This window comes from Streptacidiphilus carbonis (genome assembly GCF_000787775.1).
Lineage (GTDB): Bacteria > Actinomycetota > Actinomycetes > Streptomycetales > Streptomycetaceae > Streptacidiphilus > Streptacidiphilus carbonis.
In genome coordinates, this window is record NZ_BBPM01000005.1 from 1 (window position 1) to 20,823 (window position 20,823).

The 20,823-nt window shown below is 70.6% G+C and carries 17 protein-coding genes and 2 pseudogenes; 11 read left to right on the plus strand and 8 right to left on the minus strand.

What is annotated here, in order from left to right:
- Nucleotides 1-197: 197 nt before the first annotated feature.
- From TR46_RS05145 to TR46_RS05160, 4 genes are all read right to left on the minus strand, one after another.
- Nucleotides 198-962, minus strand: coding sequence for a hypothetical protein (locus TR46_RS05145; RefSeq protein WP_042394266.1), 765 nt, complete (start codon nucleotides 960-962; stop codon nucleotides 198-200).
- 287 nt (nucleotides 963-1,249) lie between these two features.
- Nucleotides 1,250-1,450, minus strand: a complete 201-nt coding sequence (locus tag TR46_RS39085; protein ID WP_084717946.1) for a DoxX family protein — start codon at nucleotides 1,448-1,450, stop codon at nucleotides 1,250-1,252.
- 155 nt (nucleotides 1,451-1,605) lie between these two features.
- Nucleotides 1,606-2,292 carry a VOC family protein gene (locus TR46_RS05155; RefSeq protein ID WP_042394279.1) on the minus strand — a complete coding sequence of 229 codons (687 nt, stop codon included), beginning with the start codon at nucleotides 2,290-2,292 and terminating at the stop codon, nucleotides 1,606-1,608.
- Nucleotides 2,293-2,360: 68 nt separating this feature from the next.
- Nucleotides 2,361-2,972 carry a serine aminopeptidase domain-containing protein gene (locus TR46_RS05160; RefSeq protein ID WP_052432559.1) on the minus strand — a complete coding sequence of 204 codons (612 nt, stop codon included), beginning with the start codon at nucleotides 2,970-2,972 and terminating at the stop codon, nucleotides 2,361-2,363.
- A gap of 258 nt (nucleotides 2,973-3,230) precedes the next feature.
- Here TR46_RS05160 and TR46_RS05165 point away from each other — a divergent pair, with 258 nt between their 5' ends.
- Nucleotides 3,231-4,460 carry an ROK family protein gene (locus TR46_RS05165; RefSeq protein ID WP_042394280.1) on the plus strand — a complete coding sequence of 410 codons (1,230 nt, stop codon included), beginning with the start codon at nucleotides 3,231-3,233 and terminating at the stop codon, nucleotides 4,458-4,460.
- Between the two features lie 501 nt (nucleotides 4,461-4,961).
- Here TR46_RS05165 and TR46_RS05170 read toward each other — a convergent pair.
- Entirely contained in the window at nucleotides 4,962-5,984 is a 1,023-nt protein-coding gene (locus tag TR46_RS05170; RefSeq protein WP_084717950.1) for a hypothetical protein, read from the minus strand.
- 209 nt (nucleotides 5,985-6,193) lie between these two features.
- On the opposite strand from TR46_RS05170, the gene TR46_RS05175 reads away from it, so the two are divergent.
- A complete protein-coding gene (locus tag TR46_RS05175) occupies nucleotides 6,194-6,787 on the plus strand; it encodes a DUF4291 domain-containing protein (RefSeq protein WP_042394284.1) in 594 nt (197 codons plus the stop codon).
- Nucleotides 6,788-7,093: 306 nt separating this feature from the next.
- Here the strand turns inward: TR46_RS05175 and TR46_RS05180 are convergent, their stop codons facing one another.
- Nucleotides 7,094-7,543 (minus strand): ester cyclase, encoded by a 450-nt coding sequence (locus TR46_RS05180; RefSeq protein WP_236655208.1) that lies wholly within the window; start codon nucleotides 7,541-7,543, stop codon nucleotides 7,094-7,096.
- 86 nt (nucleotides 7,544-7,629) lie between these two features.
- Between TR46_RS05180 and TR46_RS05185 the strand changes: the two genes are divergently transcribed.
- Both TR46_RS05185 and TR46_RS05190 read left to right on the plus strand, forming a co-directional pair.
- Nucleotides 7,630-8,547 (plus strand): LysR family transcriptional regulator, encoded by a 918-nt coding sequence (locus tag TR46_RS05185; RefSeq protein ID WP_042394291.1) that lies wholly within the window; start codon nucleotides 7,630-7,632, stop codon nucleotides 8,545-8,547.
- A 388-nt stretch (nucleotides 8,548-8,935) separates the two neighbouring features.
- A complete protein-coding gene (locus tag TR46_RS05190; RefSeq protein WP_042394295.1) occupies nucleotides 8,936-9,799 on the plus strand; it encodes a class I SAM-dependent methyltransferase in 864 nt (287 codons plus the stop codon).
- A gap of 31 nt (nucleotides 9,800-9,830) precedes the next feature.
- On the opposite strand, the pseudogene TR46_RS05195 reads toward TR46_RS05190, so the two are convergent.
- A pseudogene (locus tag TR46_RS05195) lies at nucleotides 9,831-10,145 on the minus strand (helix-turn-helix domain-containing protein); the annotation flags it as partial.
- On the opposite strand from TR46_RS05195, the pseudogene TR46_RS45520 reads away from it, so the two are divergent.
- The 7 genes and pseudogenes from TR46_RS45520 to TR46_RS05225 form a co-directional block, all read left to right on the plus strand.
- Nucleotides 10,144-10,227 (plus strand): annotated as a pseudogene (locus TR46_RS45520) (alpha/beta fold hydrolase); the annotation flags it as partial. The pseudogenes TR46_RS05195 and TR46_RS45520 overlap by 2 nt on opposite strands.
- A gap of 240 nt (nucleotides 10,228-10,467) precedes the next feature.
- Nucleotides 10,468-11,469 carry a LacI family DNA-binding transcriptional regulator gene (locus TR46_RS05200; protein ID WP_152626314.1) on the plus strand — a complete coding sequence of 334 codons (1,002 nt, stop codon included), beginning with the start codon at nucleotides 10,468-10,470 and terminating at the stop codon, nucleotides 11,467-11,469.
- Nucleotides 11,470-11,760: 291 nt separating this feature from the next.
- Entirely contained in the window at nucleotides 11,761-13,143 is a 1,383-nt protein-coding gene (locus TR46_RS05205) for an ABC transporter substrate-binding protein (RefSeq protein ID WP_042394299.1), read from the plus strand.
- A 19-nt stretch (nucleotides 13,144-13,162) separates the two neighbouring features.
- A complete protein-coding gene (locus tag TR46_RS05210) occupies nucleotides 13,163-14,080 on the plus strand; it encodes a carbohydrate ABC transporter permease (protein WP_042394302.1) in 918 nt (305 codons plus the stop codon).
- A complete protein-coding gene (locus TR46_RS05215) occupies nucleotides 14,077-15,003 on the plus strand; it encodes a carbohydrate ABC transporter permease (protein WP_042394306.1) in 927 nt (308 codons plus the stop codon). Before TR46_RS05210 ends, TR46_RS05215 begins: the two co-directional genes overlap by 4 nt.
- 62 nt (nucleotides 15,004-15,065) lie before the next feature.
- Nucleotides 15,066-17,210, plus strand: a complete 2,145-nt coding sequence (locus tag TR46_RS05220; RefSeq protein ID WP_042394311.1) for a beta-galactosidase — start codon at nucleotides 15,066-15,068, stop codon at nucleotides 17,208-17,210.
- A 143-nt stretch (nucleotides 17,211-17,353) separates the two neighbouring features.
- Complete coding sequence (locus TR46_RS05225; protein ID WP_084717952.1) at nucleotides 17,354-19,180, plus strand: RICIN domain-containing protein; 1,827 nt, start codon at nucleotides 17,354-17,356, stop codon at nucleotides 19,178-19,180.
- Between the two features lie 296 nt (nucleotides 19,181-19,476).
- On the opposite strand, the gene TR46_RS05230 is transcribed toward TR46_RS05225, so the two are convergent.
- Nucleotides 19,477-20,709: a PP2C family protein-serine/threonine phosphatase gene (locus TR46_RS05230; protein ID WP_042394313.1), complete on the minus strand. Its 1,233-nt coding sequence runs from the start codon at nucleotides 20,707-20,709 to the stop codon at nucleotides 19,477-19,479.
- Nucleotides 20,710-20,823 lie beyond the last annotated feature (114 nt).

The window sequence follows — 20,823 nt, forward strand, 5'->3', positions numbered from 1 at the left end:
GGTGTGTGCTGCCGTCACGTCCGTCTCCTTTCGTCCTCGTCGTCGAGGACTCTGAAGCTAGGACGGCCCGCAGATGACTTCCAGGTTTCGTGGTTAACCCGCCATTAAGCTCTTAAGGTGCACCTCTGTTCATTTTGCTCACATGACCAGGCGACCCACCGCCGCCGACCGTAGCCCGCCGCGCCGACCGGGGCCCGTCAGGCCGACCCCGCCGCACGAACCGCCGCCGTGGCACGCGCCAGTTCGAATCGGGCGACGGTATTGACCTGCTCGTTCCACGGCTCCGCCCCGCACCAGGGTCCCAGCCGCCGGAACTGATCCAGGGCCGCGTCGTAGTGCCGGGCGTTGCACAGGTAGAAGGCGAGCTTGTGCCGCAGGCGCTGCACCCTGCCGTCGTCCTCGGCGACCTGGTCCAGCGACCGGGCAACCTGCAGCAGGGTCGCGCGGGCGGCCGCGGACCAGCTCGTGACGTGCGCGGCCTCGGTGCGGTTGACCCGGTTGCTCCGCTCTGACAGTTGGTTGGCGTAGCCGGTGCCGCGCGCTGCCCAGGCCTGATGCACCAGCAGTGAGGCATGGACGCTCAGGGCGTCGCCGTTCTGCGGTTGCGCCTGGAGCCAGGCGCCGAGCCACTGCGGGGTCCGGTCCGCGAGCTGCTGGAGCAGCTGGGTCCTGGACCAGCGCTCGTCGTAGTCCTGGCCCGCGCCCTCCGCATAGGCTGCGGCGGGCTTCCAGTCGCCCTTCCGTGCGGCCTCGATGACCGCGTCACGCTCACCGGCATGGTCGTCCGGCACATCAGGGCCTGCCTTGCGCGGGTCCAGCAAGGCTGAGGGGGCCAGCCCGTAGCGGACCGGATCGAAGTCCTTGGGCACGGCGCGCAGCAGGAAACGGCGGCGCCGGTAACGCAGAAGACCGAGCGGCCCGCCGATGAGGGCCGCGAGTATCAACAGGTAGACGATGGTCACACCGGTGATCTTGCTGTAGCGGCGGGTGGGGCGGCAAGAGGTTTCAAGGACCCGTGAGGGAAGGGTCAGGAGGACAATGTCGCTCGCCCCTCAGCGCTCAGGGCGTCGGCTGCCGGCGCCAGCAGCCGGTTTGCCGGGGCAGCAACTGAGCCGGACCTGCAGACGCATGCTCAGCCGCTGCCCTGCGGCGCGCTCTGCCCAACACAGTCAGTCGAGGTAGGCGGCGAGGCGCTGGGCGAGCTGCTCGGGGGTGATGACCTCAATTCCCAGGGTGCGGGCCTCAACGGTCACGACGTCGCGAGGCGCAGGAGGAGTACCGCGAGCGCAACCACGGCGAAGAGCACCGCAGGGACGAGGGCCTTCGCGACGTCCTTGGCGCGCAGGTGGGACAGGACGGCGCCGACGAGCATCAGGAGCAGCGCGACGGCAGCCGTCACGCCGAGCGGCCAGAGCCACAGGCCGCTGACCAGTCCGACCGCACCGGCCAGCCAAAAGAGCCGGACATCCGGGAGTCAGGAGAGGCAGGCGATGGCTGCTCACTAGCGGTTCTCGCGAGCGGAGGCGCATGCCCCCTCAGGGAGGGGCGCCCGACGCATGCGCGCGGACCTGCGTCCGAAAGCGCTGCCGCCGGGCTCTGGGATGTTCAGTCCTCGGCCTTCACCGGTGGCTCGGTCTCGCTGAGCATCTCCCGGATCTGCTCGTCGGTGGCGGTGGCCAGGAACTCGTAGATCTCGTCGGGGAAGGCCATGTGCGGCCTGGTGCGGTCCAGAGTCGGCTGGGGCACGGCCTCGGCGGGCCGGATGTAGTCGGCGGGCTTGCGGTAGCGGGCGAGGTCCTCAGCGTTGATGCCCGCCTTCTCGACGACCTCGGGGTCGAGCCAGGCCATCTCCGGAATCGCCTCGCCGGCGGTGAGTTCGAGGACCAGTCCTTCGGGCCCGGCGAAGTAGATCGAACGGCAGAAGCCGTGGTCGACGGGACCGATGACCATGATGCCGCGGCTGCGGATCCGGTCGCGCAGAGTCAGCAGCTCCTCGTCGTCGGCGACGTCGAGGGCGATGTGCTGCATGGCGCCGACGGCCACCGTTCCGGTCGGGGTGCCGGCGTGGGTGAGTCCGACCTCTATCTTGTCGGGGTTGTCGGGGTGCTGGACGAAGGCGATGTAGCACGTGGGGTTGAGTTCGAGAAAGCCGTGCCAGGCGCCGTCGACACCGTGCATCCAGAACAGAGCCTTGAGCCTGCAGCCCAGGACGTCGGTGAAGAACTCGATCTGGGTCTTGATGTCCCGGGTGGCGAAGGCGATGTGGTTCAGCGCACGGGGGTGGACAGACATGTTCGATCACTCCCTTGTGATCAGCGGCCGGAGACGGCCGGGATGCGATGGACGGACATGGTCGGTGATCAGGCGGCCTCGGCTGCCGGACGGGTCAGACGCTTCCTGCACCACTCGCTGACCACAGCGGAGTAGTCGGCGGTGTGGAAGATCATCAGCTGGTGGACGCCGTCGGGGTGCACGTGCAATTGGACAGGTCCGCCGGTCGCGGCGACCACGCCGCGGGCGATGTCCGGGGTGAAGACCGGGTCCTTCTCGCCGACCGTGAAGAGGATCGGCTTGGTGTTCTCGGCCAGCGGCACGGTCGGCTCGTAGCGCATGAGGGAGCCCACCGAGGACAGTTCGTACGTCCAGGTGTTGAGCGGGTCCTCCCGCTTCTGCTGCCGGGCGCCCTTGTAGCCGTAGTCGAGATCGAGGTCGTAGAAGCGGTCGATGTCCAGGAGCAGTGCATCGCCGAACTGGGTGATCAGCTGCTCGAAGGCGTTGGTGCGGAAGGGATTGTCCGCGGGGATCATCGGTGAGGACGGGATCGCGTATCCCATCAGGACGGCGCCGGTGAAGACGTCCGAGGCCGCGTAGGCGCCGTAGGCGGCGGCCGCGCCCAGTGAGGAACCCTTGATGAACACCGGCAGGCCGGTGCACTCGTTGATGTGCTCGGCGACCTCGACGGCCGCCTCCACCCACTCCTCCAGCGTGAACCGTCCTGCCGGTCGTACCCAACGCCCGACTCGGTCGCCCGGCTCGCGGACCGGTCTCCGCAGGTCGCAAAGGATGCCGGCTCAGCAGGGAGGCGTGTCGCAGAAACGCCACACCGCCGCAACACGCGTCCATTGACCGTACCCGACCGCGTTGCGACGATGCCCGCATGACCTCCTCGACCTGTCCCGGCAGCCGGCAGCCGTAGCCGATCCGTACCCCGTCGACCGAGGACTCCGCCGATGCCGCTCGCGCTGATCGCCACACCCGCCCCGCCGCCCGTGCCCGACCGGCCCGACGGAGCGGCCGCCGTGCTCCGCGCCGCCCTGCGCGGCGGGCCCCTGGCCCGCACGACGATCAGCAGGGAGACCGGGCTGAGCCCGGCGGCCGTCTCCCGGCACGCCGCCGAGCTGATGGCCCTCGGCCTGCTCCACGAACCCAGGGAACAGCCTTCCCCGCCCCGCCCCGGGCGCCCCCGGATCCCGCTGGACGTCGACACCGGCCGCCACCTCGCCGCCGGGGTGCACATCGCGGTGCCGCAGCTGACCTTTTCGCTCACCGACCTGCGGGGCCGGGTGGTCGCCCAGGAACGGGTCCCACGCGTGGCGACCCCGGCGGCGGTGCTGCAGGACATCGCCGCACGGTTGCCCGGCTTCCTGCGCAGGAGCGCCGGCGGACGCTCGGTGCTGGGGCTGGGCGTGGTCACCGGCGGCTGGGTGGACCCGGAGACCGGGACCGTGGTCGAGAACACCGCGCTGGGCTGGCGCGACGTCCCGCTGCGGCAGTCCCTGCTGTCCGCGACCCGGCTGCCGATCCATGTGGACAGCCACGCCCGCGCGCTGGCCCAGGCCGAACTCCTCTTCGGCGCAGGACAGCAGGCTCGACGGCACGCGGGCCGCCTTGGCCAGGAGGGCGACCTGGTGCACCTCTTCGTCGGCAACGTCGTCGACGCGGCCATCGTCGCCGGCGGGGTCCTGCTGAGGGGACGGCGCAACGGCGCGGGCGGTATCGCCCATCTGCCGGTACCGGGCTCCAGCACGGCCTGCCCCTGCGGCGCGAGCGGCTGCCTGCAGGCCACCGTCTCCGACCGGGCCGTCCTCGAACGAGCGGTCGCCGACGGGATCGTGCCGCGCCCCGAACTCGGCCTGCTCATGGCGGCGGCGGCAGCGGGCCACGGACGCGCCCTGGACCTGTGCCGGACCCGGCTGCGGCTGATCGCCCCGGCGGTGGCACTGCTGCTGGACATGCTCAGCCCGGACCTGCTGGTACTCACCGAGGCGGTCACACTCCACCTGCCGGAACTGCTCGGGGTGCTGCACGAGGAGGTGGCCGCCCGGACCCGGCAACCGGTGGAGCAGATCGTCCGTCCCAGTTCCTTCGGGCCGGGCGCGCTCGCTGTCGCCGCCGGCGCGCCCGTGCTGGCCGCCGTGCACCAGGACCCGCTGGCACTGCGAACCGCGAGGTCGGCATGACAGTCCAGGTTATTTCCACCGCGTCAGAAACCGTTGCCGCCGCGGCGGCCGGACGGCAGACCCGGGGTATGGACGCACAGCAGAGGGCGACGATCCGGGAGGCCGCAGGCCGGCACCGGTGAACGCCTTCCGCCTGCACCACTTCGCCGGACTGGGCGGTGGGCACAGCGTCCGTTCCTTTCCCCGTCCCCTGCCCCCCTGATCGCTCCGGGGGCTGACGGTAGGTCACCCTCGCACGCCTCCACCCGAACCGAGCGCGTGCACAGCTCCGCACGCCGCCCTATGTCGCCCGCTGGGCCTCCCCGCCGGAGAGCGTGATCGGCCAGTCCCGGGCCCGCTCGGTCAGGCCCCCGTAGTGCTTCCGCATGCCTTCCAACGGCAGTCACACCGACTCCGGCGTCGGGGCGCCGGCCGACCTGGGCTTCATCGGCGTGGAGGACCCCCAGGACACCCACGCCGCTTCCACGCCGCCCTGGCCTGGCCGTTCCGGCGATCCACCACCTACGAGTGGTCGAAGCCCACGTGGACGTGGTCGTGGTGGGTGTCGTCGGAGAAGAACTGGTTTCCGGTTCCTCCGGACAGCTGCCGCGGCCCACCCACGTTGTAGGAGCCGGCCGCCGCGGCCGCACGCATGAAGCCGTCCACCAGGGCGTGCGAGGTGGCCGGGTCCACCACGGCGTGACCGTCGACGCGCCAGACGTCGAAGGCGCGTCCCTTCGGGTGGTCGCTCGGACGGGAGGTGCCGAAGACGTCGATCGGATGGCCGGAGCGGACGACGCTCAGCTCGATCCGGTACGCCTTCGACAGCGTCAGCATCGCCTCCAGCGCGCTGTCGTGGACGTTGCCGCTGCGGACGTCCGCGAGGGCGGCGGGCGGCAGTGTGATCGCGTCGGAGGCCAGTACCTTCCGTGCCGCCGTACTAAGCGTGGAGGCGGCGGCTCCCGGCTGCGAGGGGTGCAGCGCGGTCACCCGCCACTGCGGCTGCGCCCCGATCAGTCGGACGTCCACGGTGGCGCCGCCGGTGGCGCCGGGCGTCCACTGGCGGCAGACCACCAGGACGCTGGCCGAGTCGCTGAGGATCCCACCGTACTGCGCCTCCAGTACCTGCAACGCGGCCTCGGGCGCTGCGCTCAACAGCGTCCCGGCCTCGGCGGCGAGGGCGGGGTCGTACCCGGCGGCGGTGGCGCGCTGCCGCGCGGCGGCCTGGCCCTGGCCCCCCTGGCCCCAGTTACCCAGAGCCTCGATCAGCCGAACCGCGCGCAGTTTGACGGCCGGTTGGATGTCATTGCTGCTCGGCTGCCAGGCCGTCGGCACGGGCAGCGAGGCGGTCGGGGAGGCACTGACCGCTGGGTTGGTGGCGCTGGGATGGGCCGAGGCCGGGGCCTTGGCCGTGGCGGTGGGCGGGGTCGTGGGCGTGGCTGAGGCCGTGGCGGCGGGTCGCGACGGTGAGCCGCCGCACCCGGCCACGCCCAGGACGCCCGCCGCCCCGCTGACGAGCAGGCCCCGCCTGCTGAGAGAACTCATCCCACCAGTCTGCGCCCCTGTGCGGCGATCTTGAGGTAGGTGACAGGTAGCCAGACGTTGCGAGCCGTCGAACGAGGCGTGGGCGCGGTCGGCACCAAGTCTACCGACCCGCATCCAGTGCACGGCTGGTTCGGCGTCGCGTCGTGGGGATCTCATCCGACCTGGTAATTCGATGGCGCGATGCGCACCCAACGTCGAATCTGGTCACCGTGTCAGAACCCAAGCATCAGATCCGTGCCCTCCATACGGCCACCACAGTGACGGTCTACCAGGCGTACGCGCCGGAGATCGGCCTGCCCGCCGCACTCGACGGCCGCTTTTCCGCGACCTGGCAGCGGGACCGAATGACATGGATCAAGCCGTCGTTCCTCTGGATGATGTATCGCTGCGGATGGGCGGCCAAGGAAGGCCAGGAGACCGTCCTCGCGATCGAGATCACCCGCGAGGGCTTCGAATGGGCCCTGGAAAACGCCTGTTTGGCCCACTACGACCGCGGGCTGCATCCAGACCGCGCCACCTGGAAGCGCCGGCTGAAGCGAGCCCCGGCCCGAGTGCAGTGGGATCCCGAACGCGATCTGCACCTGCAGCCGCTTGCTCACCGCTCCCTGCAACTCGGCCTCGCCGGCGAGGCCGCCGAACGTTACGCAGAGACGTGGATCGTCTCGATCAACGACGTCACCGCGCTCGCGCATTCGATCCATGCCCACGTAAGGGACGGGGCTCTGGAAGCCGCCCAGCAACTACTCCCTGCAGAACGCCCCTACCCGGCGAGCGACAAGCTTCTGGCCCATCTGCGCGGCTGAGTCGGCCCGACCACCTGGGACTGCAGAATCCTCGTTCCAGCACCGCCGCCTGGGCAACTCTACGACGATCCAATACGCGATTCCATCAGTACGAGTCGACTGACCTCCTCGAAGCGGGTCTGGACCCACGATCCGGTGCCGCCCTGCCGCCTTGCCGTCCTCGCCCCCGTAGCCCTGTCGCAATGGGTTGGCATCGTCGATGAGGCTCGCGCGGCCAACCCGGGCCACGGTCACGCCGCTGGTGGCGGCGTTCTTGCCTCTGCTGCGCGACGTCGCCGTCAGCCTCACCCCGTAGTGGCTGTCCGGCTATTGGCTTCCTACGGCGTCCAGCTGGCGCAAGACTCCGCGATTGTCGACGCGTACCCACTCCTCGACGAGGCGTCCCCGATCGTCGAAGCGGAAGATGTTGATCAGGTCGAACACGACGCGTTTGCCGTTGGGCGGCAGCGGGCCGACCGGTGATTGCGTGAACTCACGGGCGAATGTGCCTTCGATCCACGTCTGGCAGGCCAGGTGGTCGCCTTCGGCCACCATGATGCCGCGCCGTATCGACCGGTCGTCGAATGCCTCGCGCACCGACACGAAGTAGTCGTTGAGCCCGGCGAAGTCGGACTCGAAGCCGTCCGGCCCGTGGAAGCGGAACTTCTCGGTGTCGAAGTACGACGCGGCCTCGGTCATGTCCTCGCCCGACACCTCCAGTTCGCCGGCCCGGACCAGGCGCGCCACGAGTTCGTCACGAGTGAATTGCTGTGTCATGCCACCAGCCTGTCCGCCCCAAGCCATGCGGTCAAACGCTGATTCGGCACCACTTCCATGACAGATGCGCATGCTAGGTTCTGGCCATGGCAGAGTTCACCCTCACGGGCTTCCGCGTGGTTCACCAGGTCGCCACCGCGGGATCGTTCACCAGGGCCGCCGAAATGCTCGGCTACACACAATCCGGGGTCTCCCGCCAGGTTGCTGCCATGGAGGCGGCAGCCGGAGCACCGATCTTCGACCGCACTCGACGCGGCGTAGCGCTCACACCGGCAGGCCAGGTGCTCGTCCGGCGTGCGACGGAGGTTCTCGCCGACGTGGCGGCGACCGAGCTGGAGCTCGCCGGCCTGCGCGACCGGCTCGCGGGCCGCCTGACGATCGGCGCGTTCCCCACCGCCGCCATGGGGTTGGTCCCGCGAGCGATGGCGCAGGTGGCCTCCGACCATCCGGGCCTCGCCGTGCTCCTGGAGGAGGCCTCGACCCCCGCCCTGCTCCGGCGGCTACGGACCGGCCGGCTGGCTGTGGCCGTCATCGGGGTCGGCCACGGCCTGCCGGACTACGACCTGAGCGAACTCCGGCAGACCACGGTGCTCCAAGGCGATCTTCTGGTGGTCGTCCCGGACACGCACCGGTTCGCGGGGCACGCCCGCGTCACCGTGCCGGACCTGGCCCAGGAGCATTGGATCGCCGGGGACGGAGGGGCGGGTGAGCCGCAGTTCGGAGCTTGGCCGACCCTGCCGGACCCCCACATCGCCCACACCGCGCGCAGCTGGTCGACACGTCTCGGCCTGGTCGCGGCCGGCCTGGGCGTCACCGTCATCCCCGACCTGGCCCTACCGGCCCTTCCGGCTGGCGTACGAACCGTGGCCGTCATCGACAACCACTGGCCCGGCCGCGCGACCGTCGCCGTGACCCGGCCGCGCCCTTCCGCCCAGGCACAGGCGATGGTGACAGCCCTGCAGAACCAGGCTGCCTGCCTGCAGGAACCGCGTGAGGAGTCCTAGCAGGAAGAGATCTTCGGGCGGCGTGCCGTGCCGCACTTCAAAGGATCGCGTCAGCTCGGTGATTGCGGCGTTCGCCTGCGACCACCAGCCGCGGACCCATTCGGCATCAAGCCGTTCACCAGCCACGACAACCCTTCGAGCCTGCGGAGGCGAGGCTCCTGCTTGACCAGCGTCCAACTACGGGCCAGGAACCGGTCATGACCCACTCTCAGCTACTTCCACCCACAGCGGCCCGGGTATCGCTCCCGCTCCGCAGCCGGCCGCCGGGCTCTACGGCATCGACGTTCAACTGGCCCCGGATGCGGAGCGGCTTGGGTCAGGCCCTGCTGGGCACCAGGCGACCCAGCGCCCGCATCTGTCCCGGGGCGAACAGGGTTAGGCTGCTGCAATGACTGAGAGCCAGGGGCAGGTGCGGCCTTCCGGGGTGTGGGCCACGGCGGTTGGGGTGGCCCGGGTGCGGGCCATGGAGACCACCCGGGAGAACGCGTTGTTCCGCGACCCGCTGGCGTTGGCCTTCGCCACCGCCGGCGGGATCGGGCCGGATTCGCCCCTGCCCGCGCGCGACGACGAGGCCGCCAGGCGGCGCTGGCTGGGCGTGGCGTTCTCCATCATCATCCGGACCAAGTTCCTCGACGACCTGCTGGAGCAGGCCTCCGCGGCCGCTGTGCGGCAGGTCGTGCTGCTCGGCGCGGGTATGGACAGCCGGGCGTTCCGGATGGACTGGCCCGAAGGTACCCGGCTGTTCGAGGTCGACACCGCCGAACCGCTGGGCTTCAAGGCCTCGGTGCTGCGCCAGGAGAAGGCCGTCGCGCGCTGTGAGCGGATCACCGTCCCGGTCGATCTGCGCGAGGACTGGCCCGCGGCGCTGGCTGCTGCCGGACACGACCCCACGCTGCCCACGGTGTGGATCGCCGAGGGTCTGCTGATCTATCTGCCCGAGGACGCGGTGGAGCTGCTGCTCGCCCGGATCGGCGCGCAGTCCGCACCTGGCAGCCGGATGGGCCTGACGCTGGGCTCGCGCGGGGTGATCGAGCGCTTCGGCGCGGACGCGGGCCCCGGATCGGCGGTGTCGATGTGGCTCTCGGAGATGCCGGAGGACCCGGTCGGCTGGCTGGCCGGGCACGGCTGGGACGCCGAGAGCCACACCTTGCGCGAGCGCGCCGCCGCGTACGGGCGTCCGATCAGCACGCCGCCCGAGCGGGCGGAAGGGCCTGGCGGACTGATCTCCGCAGTACGTCGGGCCTCGATTTAGCCAGGCGGCTCCGAGGGTGCAGCACCGGTGGTCAGTCAAGGAGCGTCGCCGCCTGCCAGGCGCCGGGGCGCATGCCCGTCGCGTTCTGGAAGAAGAGCGAGAAGTTCGACGTGTCCGGAAACCCTAGTTCGCTCGCACACCGCGCCGCGGTGACGCGGTCGTGGGCGAGCAGGCGCTTGGCCTCCAGCACGATCCGTTCCACGATGTACGCCTTCGCGGTACGCCCGGTGACCTGCTGCACCGCCCGGGTCAGGGTGCGCGGGGCGAAACCGAGCGCATCCGCGTAGTAACCGGCGTCGTGGTGGGTCCGGAAGTGCGCCTCGACGCTGGAGCGGAACAGCTGGATTCCCGACACCGGGCACCTGATCCCGCTCGAAGCCCCCGACGAACTCGTCGACGTGATCACCGCGTTCGCACCGGCCATCTGACCGGCGACGCCGTCGAGAGGAACCGGTCCCCGAGGTGCCAGGGCACGAGCAACGGGGTCGCCGTCCCGCCGCCGAGAGGGAAAAATGCCTCGGATCCATGCCGAACTCTTGACGGACAGGTGTCTGACTGCGTAGACATGACTCCGCAGTCAGACAGCCGCCAGGGGCTGGATGCTCGGCCGTGAGGAGACCGGCATGACGGGAACGATGCGACAGGCCGGCGCCGGCACGCCGCGCAGCGTGGACGTGGCCCGCCTGGCGGGCGTCTCACAGAAGACCGTGTCGCGGGTCTTCAACGACGAGCCGTACGTCTCCGAGGACGTGCGCCGGCGTGTGATGCAGGCTGCCGACGAGCTCGGGTACCGGCGCAACAACGCAGCCAGGATGCTGGCGAGCGGGCGCACCCGTTCCATCGGTGTGGTCACGCTGGGCACGGCTCTGTACGGCCCGACATCGCTGCTGATGGGCATCGAACGGGCAGCCCGGAGCGTGGGGTACGCGGTGCGCGTGGTCACCACGCTGGAGGACGACCCCGGTGGTCTGGCCGGCGCCGTCGAGTCGCTCCTGGACCAGGGGGTGGACGGCATCGTGATCTCCGAGCCGATCGACGAGGGCGAGGCGCCGATCCGGGTCGACGTTCCGGTGCTCTCACTGGGCGCGCCTTCGGCCTTCGCCTCCTCCCAGACCCTGAGCACCGGGGTCGGCGCCAGCGAGCTCGCGCGTACGGCCACCGAGCACCTGCTGGACCTGGGCCACCGGACCGTGCACCATCTCGCCGGCCCTGAGCGCTGGTACGCCGCGCGGGACCGAGCCGCAGGTTGGCGGGCCGCGCTGGCAGCCCGCGACAAACAGGAGCCCGCGCTGCTGCAGGGCGACTGGTCGGCCGCGTCCGGCTACGCCGTGGGGCGCGAGCTGGCTGCCGACTCCTCCGTCACGGCGGTGTTCGCGGCCAACGACGACATGGCCATCGGTCTGATCCGTGCCCTGCTGGACGCCGGGAGGCGCATTCCGCAGGACGTCAGCGTCGTCGGCTTCGACGACATCCCGCTGGCCCCCTACACCACTCCCCCGCTGACCACCGTCAGACAACCGTTTGACTTCGTGGCACGGGAGGGGCTCACGCTGTTGGTCCACGCCATTGAGAACCCAGAGGCGGACCTCCCCCCGGCGAGCGACCCACCGGTCGAACTCGTCGTCCGCGCGTCAACCGCGGCCCCGCGCCCGGGCGGCTCCGAGGGCTGACACCGCCCGCTGCCCGTTCACCCACCCCTACCCAGCACCGACACCCCAACCACCGGCCGCAAGCGCAGGTCCAAGTCGACTGCGCCATGGGGCACTTCACACCTTCACCCGGTTGCCGCGGCCTCCTCGTCGCGCCGCACCGGCGGCATCTGCGTGCCTCAGCGGGCACCCCGGCGTGCGGACCTCACCCCGTCGCGGTGCCTGCCTGCCCGGTATCCCCCCATCTGCTCATCTCCTTCCGGCACGCCACCCACCGGCGTGCCGTCACTCGCCCCTCGGCTGGAGTCCACCATGTCCAGATCCTCGTTCCCCTCCCCGGTCAGCCGCCGTTCGTTCCTGGCCGCAGCAGGCGCCGTGTCGCTCGGCGCAGCCCTCGCAGCCTGCGGCAGCGGCACCTCCAGCGGTTCGTCGTCCGCCGCCAAGACGGTCAGTCAGAGCGACATCGACAAGGCGATGGCGACCCCGACCACCATCACCTTCTGGACCTGGGCACCCAACATCCAGGACGAGGTCGCGCTGTTCCAGAAGAAGTACCCCGCGATCAAGGTCAACGTCGTCAACGCCGGCCAGGGCGCCGCCCAGTACACCAAGCTGCGCACCGCACTCCAGGCCGGCACCGGGGCGCCGGACGTGTGCCAGATCGAGTACCAGTACATCCCCACCTTCACCATCACCGACAGCCTGGTGGACCTGCGGCCCTACGGCGCCTCCGCACTGCAGGGCAAGTTCGTCGACTGGGTCTGGGGCCAGGTCAGCGGGGCCAACGGAGAGGTGTGGGCGATCCCGCAGGACACCGGCCCGATGGGACTGCTCTACCGCAAGGACATCTTCGACCAGCACGGCATCCAGGTCCCCACGACCTGGGACGAGTTCGCCACCGCGGCGCGCAAACTGCACGCCGCGGACCCGAACGTCTACCTGACCAACATGGCTGCCAATGAACCAGCCGGCTGGCAGGGCCTGATGTGGCAGGCCGGCGCCTACCCCTACGTCATGGCCGGCAAGTCCAGCATCGCCGTCAACACCGACGACGCCGCCTCGCAGAAGGTCGCCGCCTACTGGGGCGCCCTGGCCAAGGCCGGCGTGATCAGCACCGACCCCGACTTCACCGACGACTGGTACGCCGGGTTCAACAAGGGCAAGTACGCCACCTGGATCACCGCGGCCTGGGGCCCGGCCTTCCTGTCCGGCTCAGCAGCAGCCACCACCGGCAAGTGGCGGGCCGCGCCGCTACCGCAGTGGGACCCCGCCAAGCCCAGCTCGGGCAACTGGGGCGGCTCGACGTCCGCCGTCATCAAAGGAACCGGCCACGCGATCGCGGCCGCGATGTTCGCGCAGTTCCTCAACAGCGACCCCCAGTCCGCCGCCATGCTCGCGAGCAAGCAGTCCTTCTTCCCGGCGACCAAGGCCCTGCTGGCCGACCCCGCCTTCGCCGGACAGACGCCCGCCTTCTACGGCGGCCAGAAGGTCAACCAGGTCTTCGCCGACATCAGCGGCACCGTCGACCCCAAGTTCGACTGGCCCCCGTTCCTGGACCAGGTGGTCACCGACTGGACCGAGACGGTCGGCAAGTCGCTGGCCGACCGCACCGACTCCGTCGCCGCCCTCGCCCAGTGGCAGTCGCGGATCACCACGTACGCCAAGGGCCAGGGCTTCACCGTCCAGGGCTCCTGATCCGCGGAGACCGACGACCATGACCACCCTCCCCGCACCTGCCGCGCCCGCCGGGCGCCGAAGCGCCCGCAGCCGGCAGTCCGCCGCCGGACCGCTGTTCGTAGCCCCGTTCATGCTGCTGTTCGTGCTGCTGTTCCTGGCCCCGCTGGGCTACGCCGCCTACCTGAGCCTGTTCCAGCACAAGCTCATCGGCGGCACCTCCTTCGTCGGACTGGACAACTACACCAAGGCCCTCCAGGACCCGCAGTTCCTGCACGGCGTGCTGCGGGTCGTGCTGTTCTTCCTGATCCAGGTCCCGGTGATGCTGCTGCTGGCCCTGCTGTTCGCCCTCGCGCTGGACAGCGGCCTGCTGCGGCTCGCCAAGGTGGTCCGACTGGGCATCTTCGTCCCCTACGCGGTGCCCAGCATCGTCGCCACCCTCATGTGGGGCTACCTCTACGGGCCGGACTTCGGGCCGTTCGCCCAGTTCAGCCGGCACTTCCAGCTGCCGCAACCGCACTTCCTCAGCAGCAGCTGGATGCTGGGCAGCCTGGCGAACATCGTCACCTGGGAGTTCGTCGGCTACAACATGATCATCCTCTATGCCGCGCTGCGCACCATCCCCGGCGACCTGTACGAGGCCGCCTCGGTGGACGGCGCCGGCGCCTGGCGGACCGCCTGGTCCATCAAACTGCCCGCGCTACGGCCGGCTCTGACCATGTGTCTGCTGTTCTCCATCATCGGCAGCTTCCAGCTCTTCAACGAACCCAAGCTGCTGCAGGCGATCGCGCCCTCGGTGATCGACAGCGGCTACACGGCCACCCTGTACGGCTACTCGCTGGCCTTCACCGGCCAGCAGGTCAACTACGCGGCCACCGTCTCCTTCCTCCTCGGCCTGGTCATCGTGATCGTCTCCTACACCTTCCTGCTCACCGCCAACCGCCGGAGGACCCCGTGACGACCGCGATCTCCAAGGCCCCCGCTGCCGCGGCCGCGCCCCGGGAGTCCGCCGCACCGCGCCGCCGCAGCACCAACCGCCGCAGCACACCGCTGACCATCGCCATGCTCGCCGTCCTGGCCTACTTCCTGCTACCGCTCCTCTGGCTGGTCATCGCCTCGACCAAGAGCTCACAGGACCTGTTCGACAGCTTCGGCCTGTGGTTCTCCCACTCGCCGCAACCGTGGACGAACGTGCGCGCCACACTCACCCAGGACCACGGCGTGTTCCTGCGCTGGCTGCTGAACACCGTGCTGTACGCCGGGGTCAGCGCGGTGGGGGCGGCGCTGCTGGCCGCGGCCGGCGGCTACGGCTTCGCCAAGTACCGGTTCCGCTTCGGCGGCGCGGCCTTCAACCTGGTGCTGGGTGCCGTCATGGTGCCCACCACCGCGCTGGCCATCCCCACCTATCTGCTGTTCGCCCAGGTCGGCCTGGTCAATACACCGTGGGCGGTGATCCTGCCCTCGCTGGTCAACCCCTTCGGCCTGTACCTGATGCGGATCTTCGCCCAGGACGCGGTGCCCGACAGCCTGATCGAGGCGGGCCGCATCGACGGCGCCGGCGAGGCGCGGATCTTCTTCCGGATCGCGCTTCGGCTGCTGGCCCCGGGCCTGGTGACGGTACTGCTGTTCACCCTCGTGTCGACCTGGAACAACTACCTGCTGCCGCTGATCATGCTGAACGACCCGCGGCTGTACCCGGTCACCGTCGGACTCGCGTCCTGGTCGGCCCAGGCGCAGAACGGCGGTTCCGGCGCCAGCAGCAACATGCTCGCGTTGGTGATGACCGGCTCGCTGCTGTCGATCATCCCGCTGGTCGTGGCCTTCGTACTGCTGCAGCGCTACTGGCAGAGCGGGCTGGCCACCGGCGCCGTCAAGCAGTGACACCACCCGAGAGTGACACCACTCGACACCTGATCACGCAATCCACCCCGGAGGTCCTGTCCATGGCGGTCCTGCCCGCCCGCGTCCTGTTCGGCGCCGCGTACTACCACGAGTACCAGCCCGCCTACGACCCCGACCTGCGCCCCGACCACCAGCTGAAGACCGACCTGGACCTGATGGCCGGAGCCGGCTTCAGCGTCATCCGGGTCGGCGAGTCGGTCTGGTCCACCTGGGAGCCGGAGAACGGCCGGTTCGAACTGGACTGGCTGCAACCGGTGCTGGACGGCGCCCACGAACGCGGGATCTCCGTCGTCCTGGGCACACCCACGTACGCGGTCCCGCCCTGGCTGGCCCGCCAGTACCCGGAGATCACCGGCGAACGCGGCACCGGGCAGCGCATCGGCTGGGGCGCGCGCCAGGAGGTGGACTTCACCCATCCCGCCTTCCGCTTCCACGCCGAACGGGTGATCCGCCGGATCGCCGAGCGGTACGCCGGGCACCCCGCGGTCATCGGCTTCCAGGTCGACAACGAACCGGGCCTGGAACTGCTGCACAACCACGGCGTCTTCCAGCGCTTCGTGGACCACCTGCGCCACACCTACGGCGACGTGGAGACGCTCAACCGGGAGTGGGGCCTGGTCTACTGGTCCCACCGCTTGTCCACCTGGGCCGACCTGTGGAAGCCGGACGGCAACACCCAGCCGCAGTACGACGTCGCCTGGCGGCAGTTCCAGGCCCGGCAGACCACCGAGCTGATCGCCTGGCAGGCCGCAATCGTGCGCGAGTACGCCCAGCCCGACCACTTCGTCACCACCTGCATCTCCTACACGCGCCCGGCCGTCGAGGACGACGAACTGACCGACGCGCTCGACGTGGCCTCCGGCAACCCCTACTACGACATGCAGGACGGCCTGCTGCTGCCCGACCCCACCCCCGACGGCCACGAGCAGACCTGGAAGACCACCGGGGTCTGGTCGCTGCACCAGACCGCGGACTGGATGTTCTCCTCGCGCCAGGAGCCGTTCCTGGTAACCGAGACCAACGCCTCCAGCATCGGCTTCCCCTGGGACAACCGCCCCGCCTACCAGGGCCAGTGGCGCCAGGCCGCCTGGGCGCTGGTGGGCCGCGGCGCACGCATGATCGAGTACTGGCACTGGCAGACACTGCGCTTCGGCGCCGAGACCTACTGGGGCGGGGTACTGCCGCACAGCGGCCGCCCCGGGCGCACCTACCGGGAACTCGCGGAACTGGGCGCCGAGTTCGCCACCGCCGAGGACCTGGTCGCCGGCCTGGAGCCGGACGCCGACATCACCATGGTGTACTCCACCCCCAGCAAGTGGCTGATGCAGAAGTACCCGCCGCTGGCGACCCCCGACGGCCAACCGGACCCCACCGCCTACCACCGGATCTTCGACCCCTTCTACCGCGGCGCCTTCGAGGCGGGACGCCAGGTGCGGATCGTCCACGCCAGGCAGCTCCACGACCCCAGCGGCCGACGCCCGGGCCCGGCACCCGAGGAGGCGGCGCTGCGGCACCCCGTCCTGGTCGTGCCAGGGCTGTACGCCGTCGCCGACTCGACCGCGGACTGGCTCGCCGCGTACGCCCTCGCCGGCGGTCACCTGGTCCTGGGCCCGCGCACCGGCTACGCCGACGACCAGGCCCGGGCCCGGCACGAACCGGCGCCCGGACGCCTGGCGGAGGCGGCCGGCGTGTACTACGAGGAGTTCAGCAACCTTCCCGAGGACCTGCCGGTCCACCCGGTGCCCGGCGCGAGGTTCCAGGTCCCGGACGGCGCGGCGGCCACCCGCTGGGCCGACGGGCTGATCGTCCTGGACGCCGAGGTGCTCGCCACCTACGACCACCCGCACTTCGGCCGCTTTCCCGCGATCACCACCCGCCCGCACGGCGCCGGCCGCATCACCGTCGCCGGCACCTTGCCCAACCGCGCCCTGGCCCAGGCGCTGGCCACCTGGCTGGCACCGGAACCTGTCGGCGGTTGGACCGGTCTCCCGGCGTCCGTCACCGCATCCAGCGGAACCTCCCCGGACGGACGCCGGGTGCACATCGTCCACAACTGGAGCTGGGAGACCGCCACCGTGCGCGCCCCGATCAACCTGAGAGACGTCCTCGACGGGCGCCCCGTCCCCGCCCGGACGGCGCTCGAGCTCGGCGCCTGGGACGTGAAGATCTTCGTCGCCACCCGGTGACGAACGGCCGCCCCCACCCCGGGGCGGCCCCAGCACACGGCCGGTTTGGCCCTGCCCGAATGCGAACCACCTGCCCCACTCGCGCCCCGCAGCGGCGACGTCAACGGCACCACCCGGCCCACGGCGAACACAGGAGACAGAACATGCGAGCAGGACCAAGACTGACCCGAGCCCTCCGCAGAATCGGGGTCGCCGCGGCGGCGCTGTGCACAGCCGCCTCCTCCCTGGTGGCGGCCGCGCCCGCGCACGCCTACAGCCCCACCCCCGGCACCATCTACCAACTGCCCAGCGGCCAGGCCTGCTTGAAGGGCCTGGGCAACTGCGCGATCTACCCGAAGGCGGCCCAACTGCCCGGCGGCCAACTGGTCGCCTCGTTCGAACTTGCCACCGTACCCGCCTCCGGCACGGCTGCCCACGAGACGCTGCCGGTCTACCGCAGCAGCGACGACGGAACCACCTGGCAGCTGCTCTCCCAGGTCCAAGCCCCGGCCTACCTGTCCACCGATCCGCAGTACGCCGAGTACACCAGCGCCTGGACCAACCCGTACCTCTACGTCCTGCCCCAGAACGTGGGCTCGCTGGCGGCCGGAACCCTGGTGATGGCCGCGGTGGTCTCGGGCGACGACCAGTACTACATCGAGCACAAGGCCGCGAACCCCAGCTGGACGCCCACCAACGACGGGGACCGTCAGAACCTGGCCATCGCCCTGTACTCCAGCACCGACCAGGGGGCGAACTGGAGCTTCGTCAACGTCATCACCACCGGGGGCTGGCAGGGCGGCAGCGCCGGCGCCATCGGCACCGACGTCTCCAACGCCAACACCTACCACCAGGTCGACCCGGTCTGGGAGCCGTACCTGATGGTCTACAAGGGCCAACTCGTCGCCTACTACTCGGACGAGAACGACTACACCGGCTACAACACCAGCACCGGCGCCCCCACCGTCGACCCGGCCAACGCCACCGCCACCGACTCCCAGGGGCAGATCCTCGCCCACCGCACCTGGAACGGCTCCGCGAACTCGTCCTGGAGCAGCCCGGTGGTCGACGTCGCCGGGACCACGGTCGCCATGGGCGGCGGGAAGAACGAGATCGGCGGCGGACGCCCCGGCATGGCCAACATCGTGCAGACCTCCGACGGCAAATGGATGCTCACCTTCGAGTACTGGGGCGGCGGCGACAACGTCCGCTACAAGGTCGCCGGCGACCCGCTGCACTTCTACTCCGTCGGCGGCACCAGCGGCACCGGCATCAGCGGCCTGCCGGTGACCACCGGCTCCAGCGCGCTGAGCCAGGGCGGCAGCCCCGTGCTCGTCCGACTGCCCGACGGGCGACTGGTCTACAACGCCGGCGGCAGCGGCAGCGTCTGGATGAACCCGACCGGCAGCAGCACCGGCACCTGGACGCAGTACCAGACGACCGTGCCGGCCGGCTACAGCCGCAACCTGACCTACGACACCGCCACCGGCCGCGTGGTGATCCTCGCCAACAGGGGCACCTCGACGATCATCAACGCCGACGTCGACCTCGGACATTCGGCCGGGATCTACCACCGCATCGTCAACAAGCTCACCGGCCAGGTCATCGGCACCCACGACAACCCCACCGACGCGAACATCGGCCACGGGAACGTCCCGGACGTCGACCTGGAGACCGCCGGCTCGGCCTCGAACCCGGACACCCAGTACTGGCACGTCACCGCCAAGCCGGGCGGGGTGACGCTGCTGAACAAGTCCGGCGGCCGCGCCGCCGAGATCTGGACCGGGAACCCCGTCGCGGGACAGCAGATCGGCCAGTGGGTCGACGACACCGCCTCAGGCCTGTGGAAGCTCATCCAGCTTTCCGACGGCTACTTCCAGTTCCAGTCCACCGGCAACCCCAGCCTGTACCTGACCGGCGCCTCCGCGGGCGCGACGCTCACTCTGCAGACGGCCACCAGCGACGGCTCCCAGGAGTGGCAGCTCTCCTAGCCGACGCAGACCATCGGTGGCGAAGGAGGCGTGAACGGACCGGCCCGGCGACACTCCACCGTGATCGGTCCGGCCTGGCGGGGTGCCGCGAGGCATCCCGCCAGAGCCATGTGAGCGGCGACCGCCTTCGCCGCGGCGCGGTTCGAGGTGGTCGGGACCGGCCACAGGACCGCAGGACCGCAGGACCGACTCTGCCTGCCGGGGCGACGCACCTCGATCTCGACGTGGCCGACGACGCGGGGAATCGCTCGCCGGCTACGGCGAACGGTCGCGTCAGATCGCTGTCTGACGCGGTGTCACAATTGCAGGACCACCAAAGCGGTGTCATCGGTGACGCCACCTCCCGGAAGCAGGTCGGCCAGCACCGCGTCCGCGAGAGCCTGGGGGTCTGCGCCGACGTGCGCGGCCAGGGAGGCGGCCAAGCGGTCCAGACCCGTGGTGATGTCCTGATGGCGGCGTTCGATGAGCCCGTCGGTGAACAGCACCAGGGCCTCACCCTCCGTGAACACCGTGACCGCTTCGGGGCGCGGCCCGGGTTCGGGCGACGCGTCCAGCGGAGGGTCCAGGGCCTGGTCCAGCCAGGTGACCGTCCCGTCGGCGTGCAGGTGCGCCGGCGGTGGGTGGCCGGCGCTGGAGTAGGTGATGGTGTGCCGGTCCCAGTCGACGAAGCACGTCACGGCGGTGGTGGACTCCGCGCCGTCGACGAAGCCGGCGTACCGGCCGAGCACGTCCAGGGCCTGGGCCGGGCCGTCGGCGACCCGGGAAGCGGCAGCCAGCGCGCTCCGCAGCTGGCCCATCACACAGGCGGCCTCCAGTCCGTGGCCGACCACGTCCCCCACGCTGACACCGGCGCGGTCGCCGCCGGTCAGGTCGGTGATGTCGTACCAGTCGCCGCACACGTTCAAGGCGCCGCCGGTCGCGGGCCGGTACCGCACCGCGGCGCGGTGGCGGAGCAGTGGCCGCGGCTGGGGCAGCATCGCCCGCTGCAGCGTGAGGGCGACCTCGCGGTCGCGGGCGTGGGCTCGGCGCAGCCGCTCGTTGAGTTCCTGCAACTCCCTCGCGCGGGTGTACAGCTCGGCCTCCAGGACGTGTCGGCGTCCGTCCTCAGGCAGGTCGCGGGCGCGGATCAGCTCGGTGATCTCCTCGACCCGGTGCACGACCAGCACCACATGCCCGGCCGCGTCCAGGACGGGGGCGTTGACCGGGCTCCAATACCGCTCCTCCCACTCATCGGGCCGCTCCAGAGACCGGACGTCGTAGCGCTGCAGCGCCATCGTGTCGCGTTCCCCGCTCTCAAGGACGCGACGCAGCGACGCTTCCAGGTTCCGCGCGCCGCCCCCGGGATTATCCGGGTTGTCCGGAAATACGTCGAACAGGAAACGGCCGATCAGCCGCTCGCGCGGACGGCCCGACAGACGCACGAAGTCCTCGTTCGCGTCCACGAACACCAGCTGCGGATCCAGCAGCGCCACCATGCCCGGCAAGGCCTGGAACACGGCCCGGTAGTCGATAGCGCCAGCGTCGGTCACAACCACCCCGTCCTCGCGTTGGTCCGACGCCTGCAGGACCCGGCGGTGCCGCGCCGAGGCCGCGCCGGGCTTGGGGCGAACGCTACCCGCGGTCGCGGACGTGATCGCCCCACC

Bases quoted from the DNA above. Each gene is read 5' to 3' on its own strand.
- TR46_RS05155 (WP_042394279.1), bottom strand. From the start codon at position 2,292: ATGTCTGTCCACCCCCGTGCGCTGAACCACATCGCCTTCGCCACCCGG.
- TR46_RS05165 (WP_042394280.1), top strand. From the start codon at position 3,231: ATGCCGCTCGCGCTGATCGCCACACCCGCCCCGCCGCCCGTGCCCGAC.
- TR46_RS05170 (WP_084717950.1), bottom strand. From the start codon at position 5,984: ATGAGTTCTCTCAGCAGGCGGGGCCTGCTCGTCAGCGGGGCGGCGGGC.
- TR46_RS05180 (WP_236655208.1), bottom strand. From the start codon at position 7,543: ATGACACAGCAATTCACTCGTGACGAACTCGTGGCGCGCCTGGTCCGG.
- TR46_RS05185 (WP_042394291.1), top strand. From the start codon at position 7,630: ATGGCAGAGTTCACCCTCACGGGCTTCCGCGTGGTTCACCAGGTCGCC.
- TR46_RS05190 (WP_042394295.1), top strand. From the start codon at position 8,936: ATGACTGAGAGCCAGGGGCAGGTGCGGCCTTCCGGGGTGTGGGCCACG.
- TR46_RS05205 (WP_042394299.1), top strand. From the start codon at position 11,761: ATGTCCAGATCCTCGTTCCCCTCCCCGGTCAGCCGCCGTTCGTTCCTG.
- TR46_RS05210 (WP_042394302.1), top strand. From the start codon at position 13,163: ATGACCACCCTCCCCGCACCTGCCGCGCCCGCCGGGCGCCGAAGCGCC.
- TR46_RS05220 (WP_042394311.1), top strand. From the start codon at position 15,066: ATGGCGGTCCTGCCCGCCCGCGTCCTGTTCGGCGCCGCGTACTACCAC.
- TR46_RS05225 (WP_084717952.1), top strand. From the start codon at position 17,354: ATGCGAGCAGGACCAAGACTGACCCGAGCCCTCCGCAGAATCGGGGTC.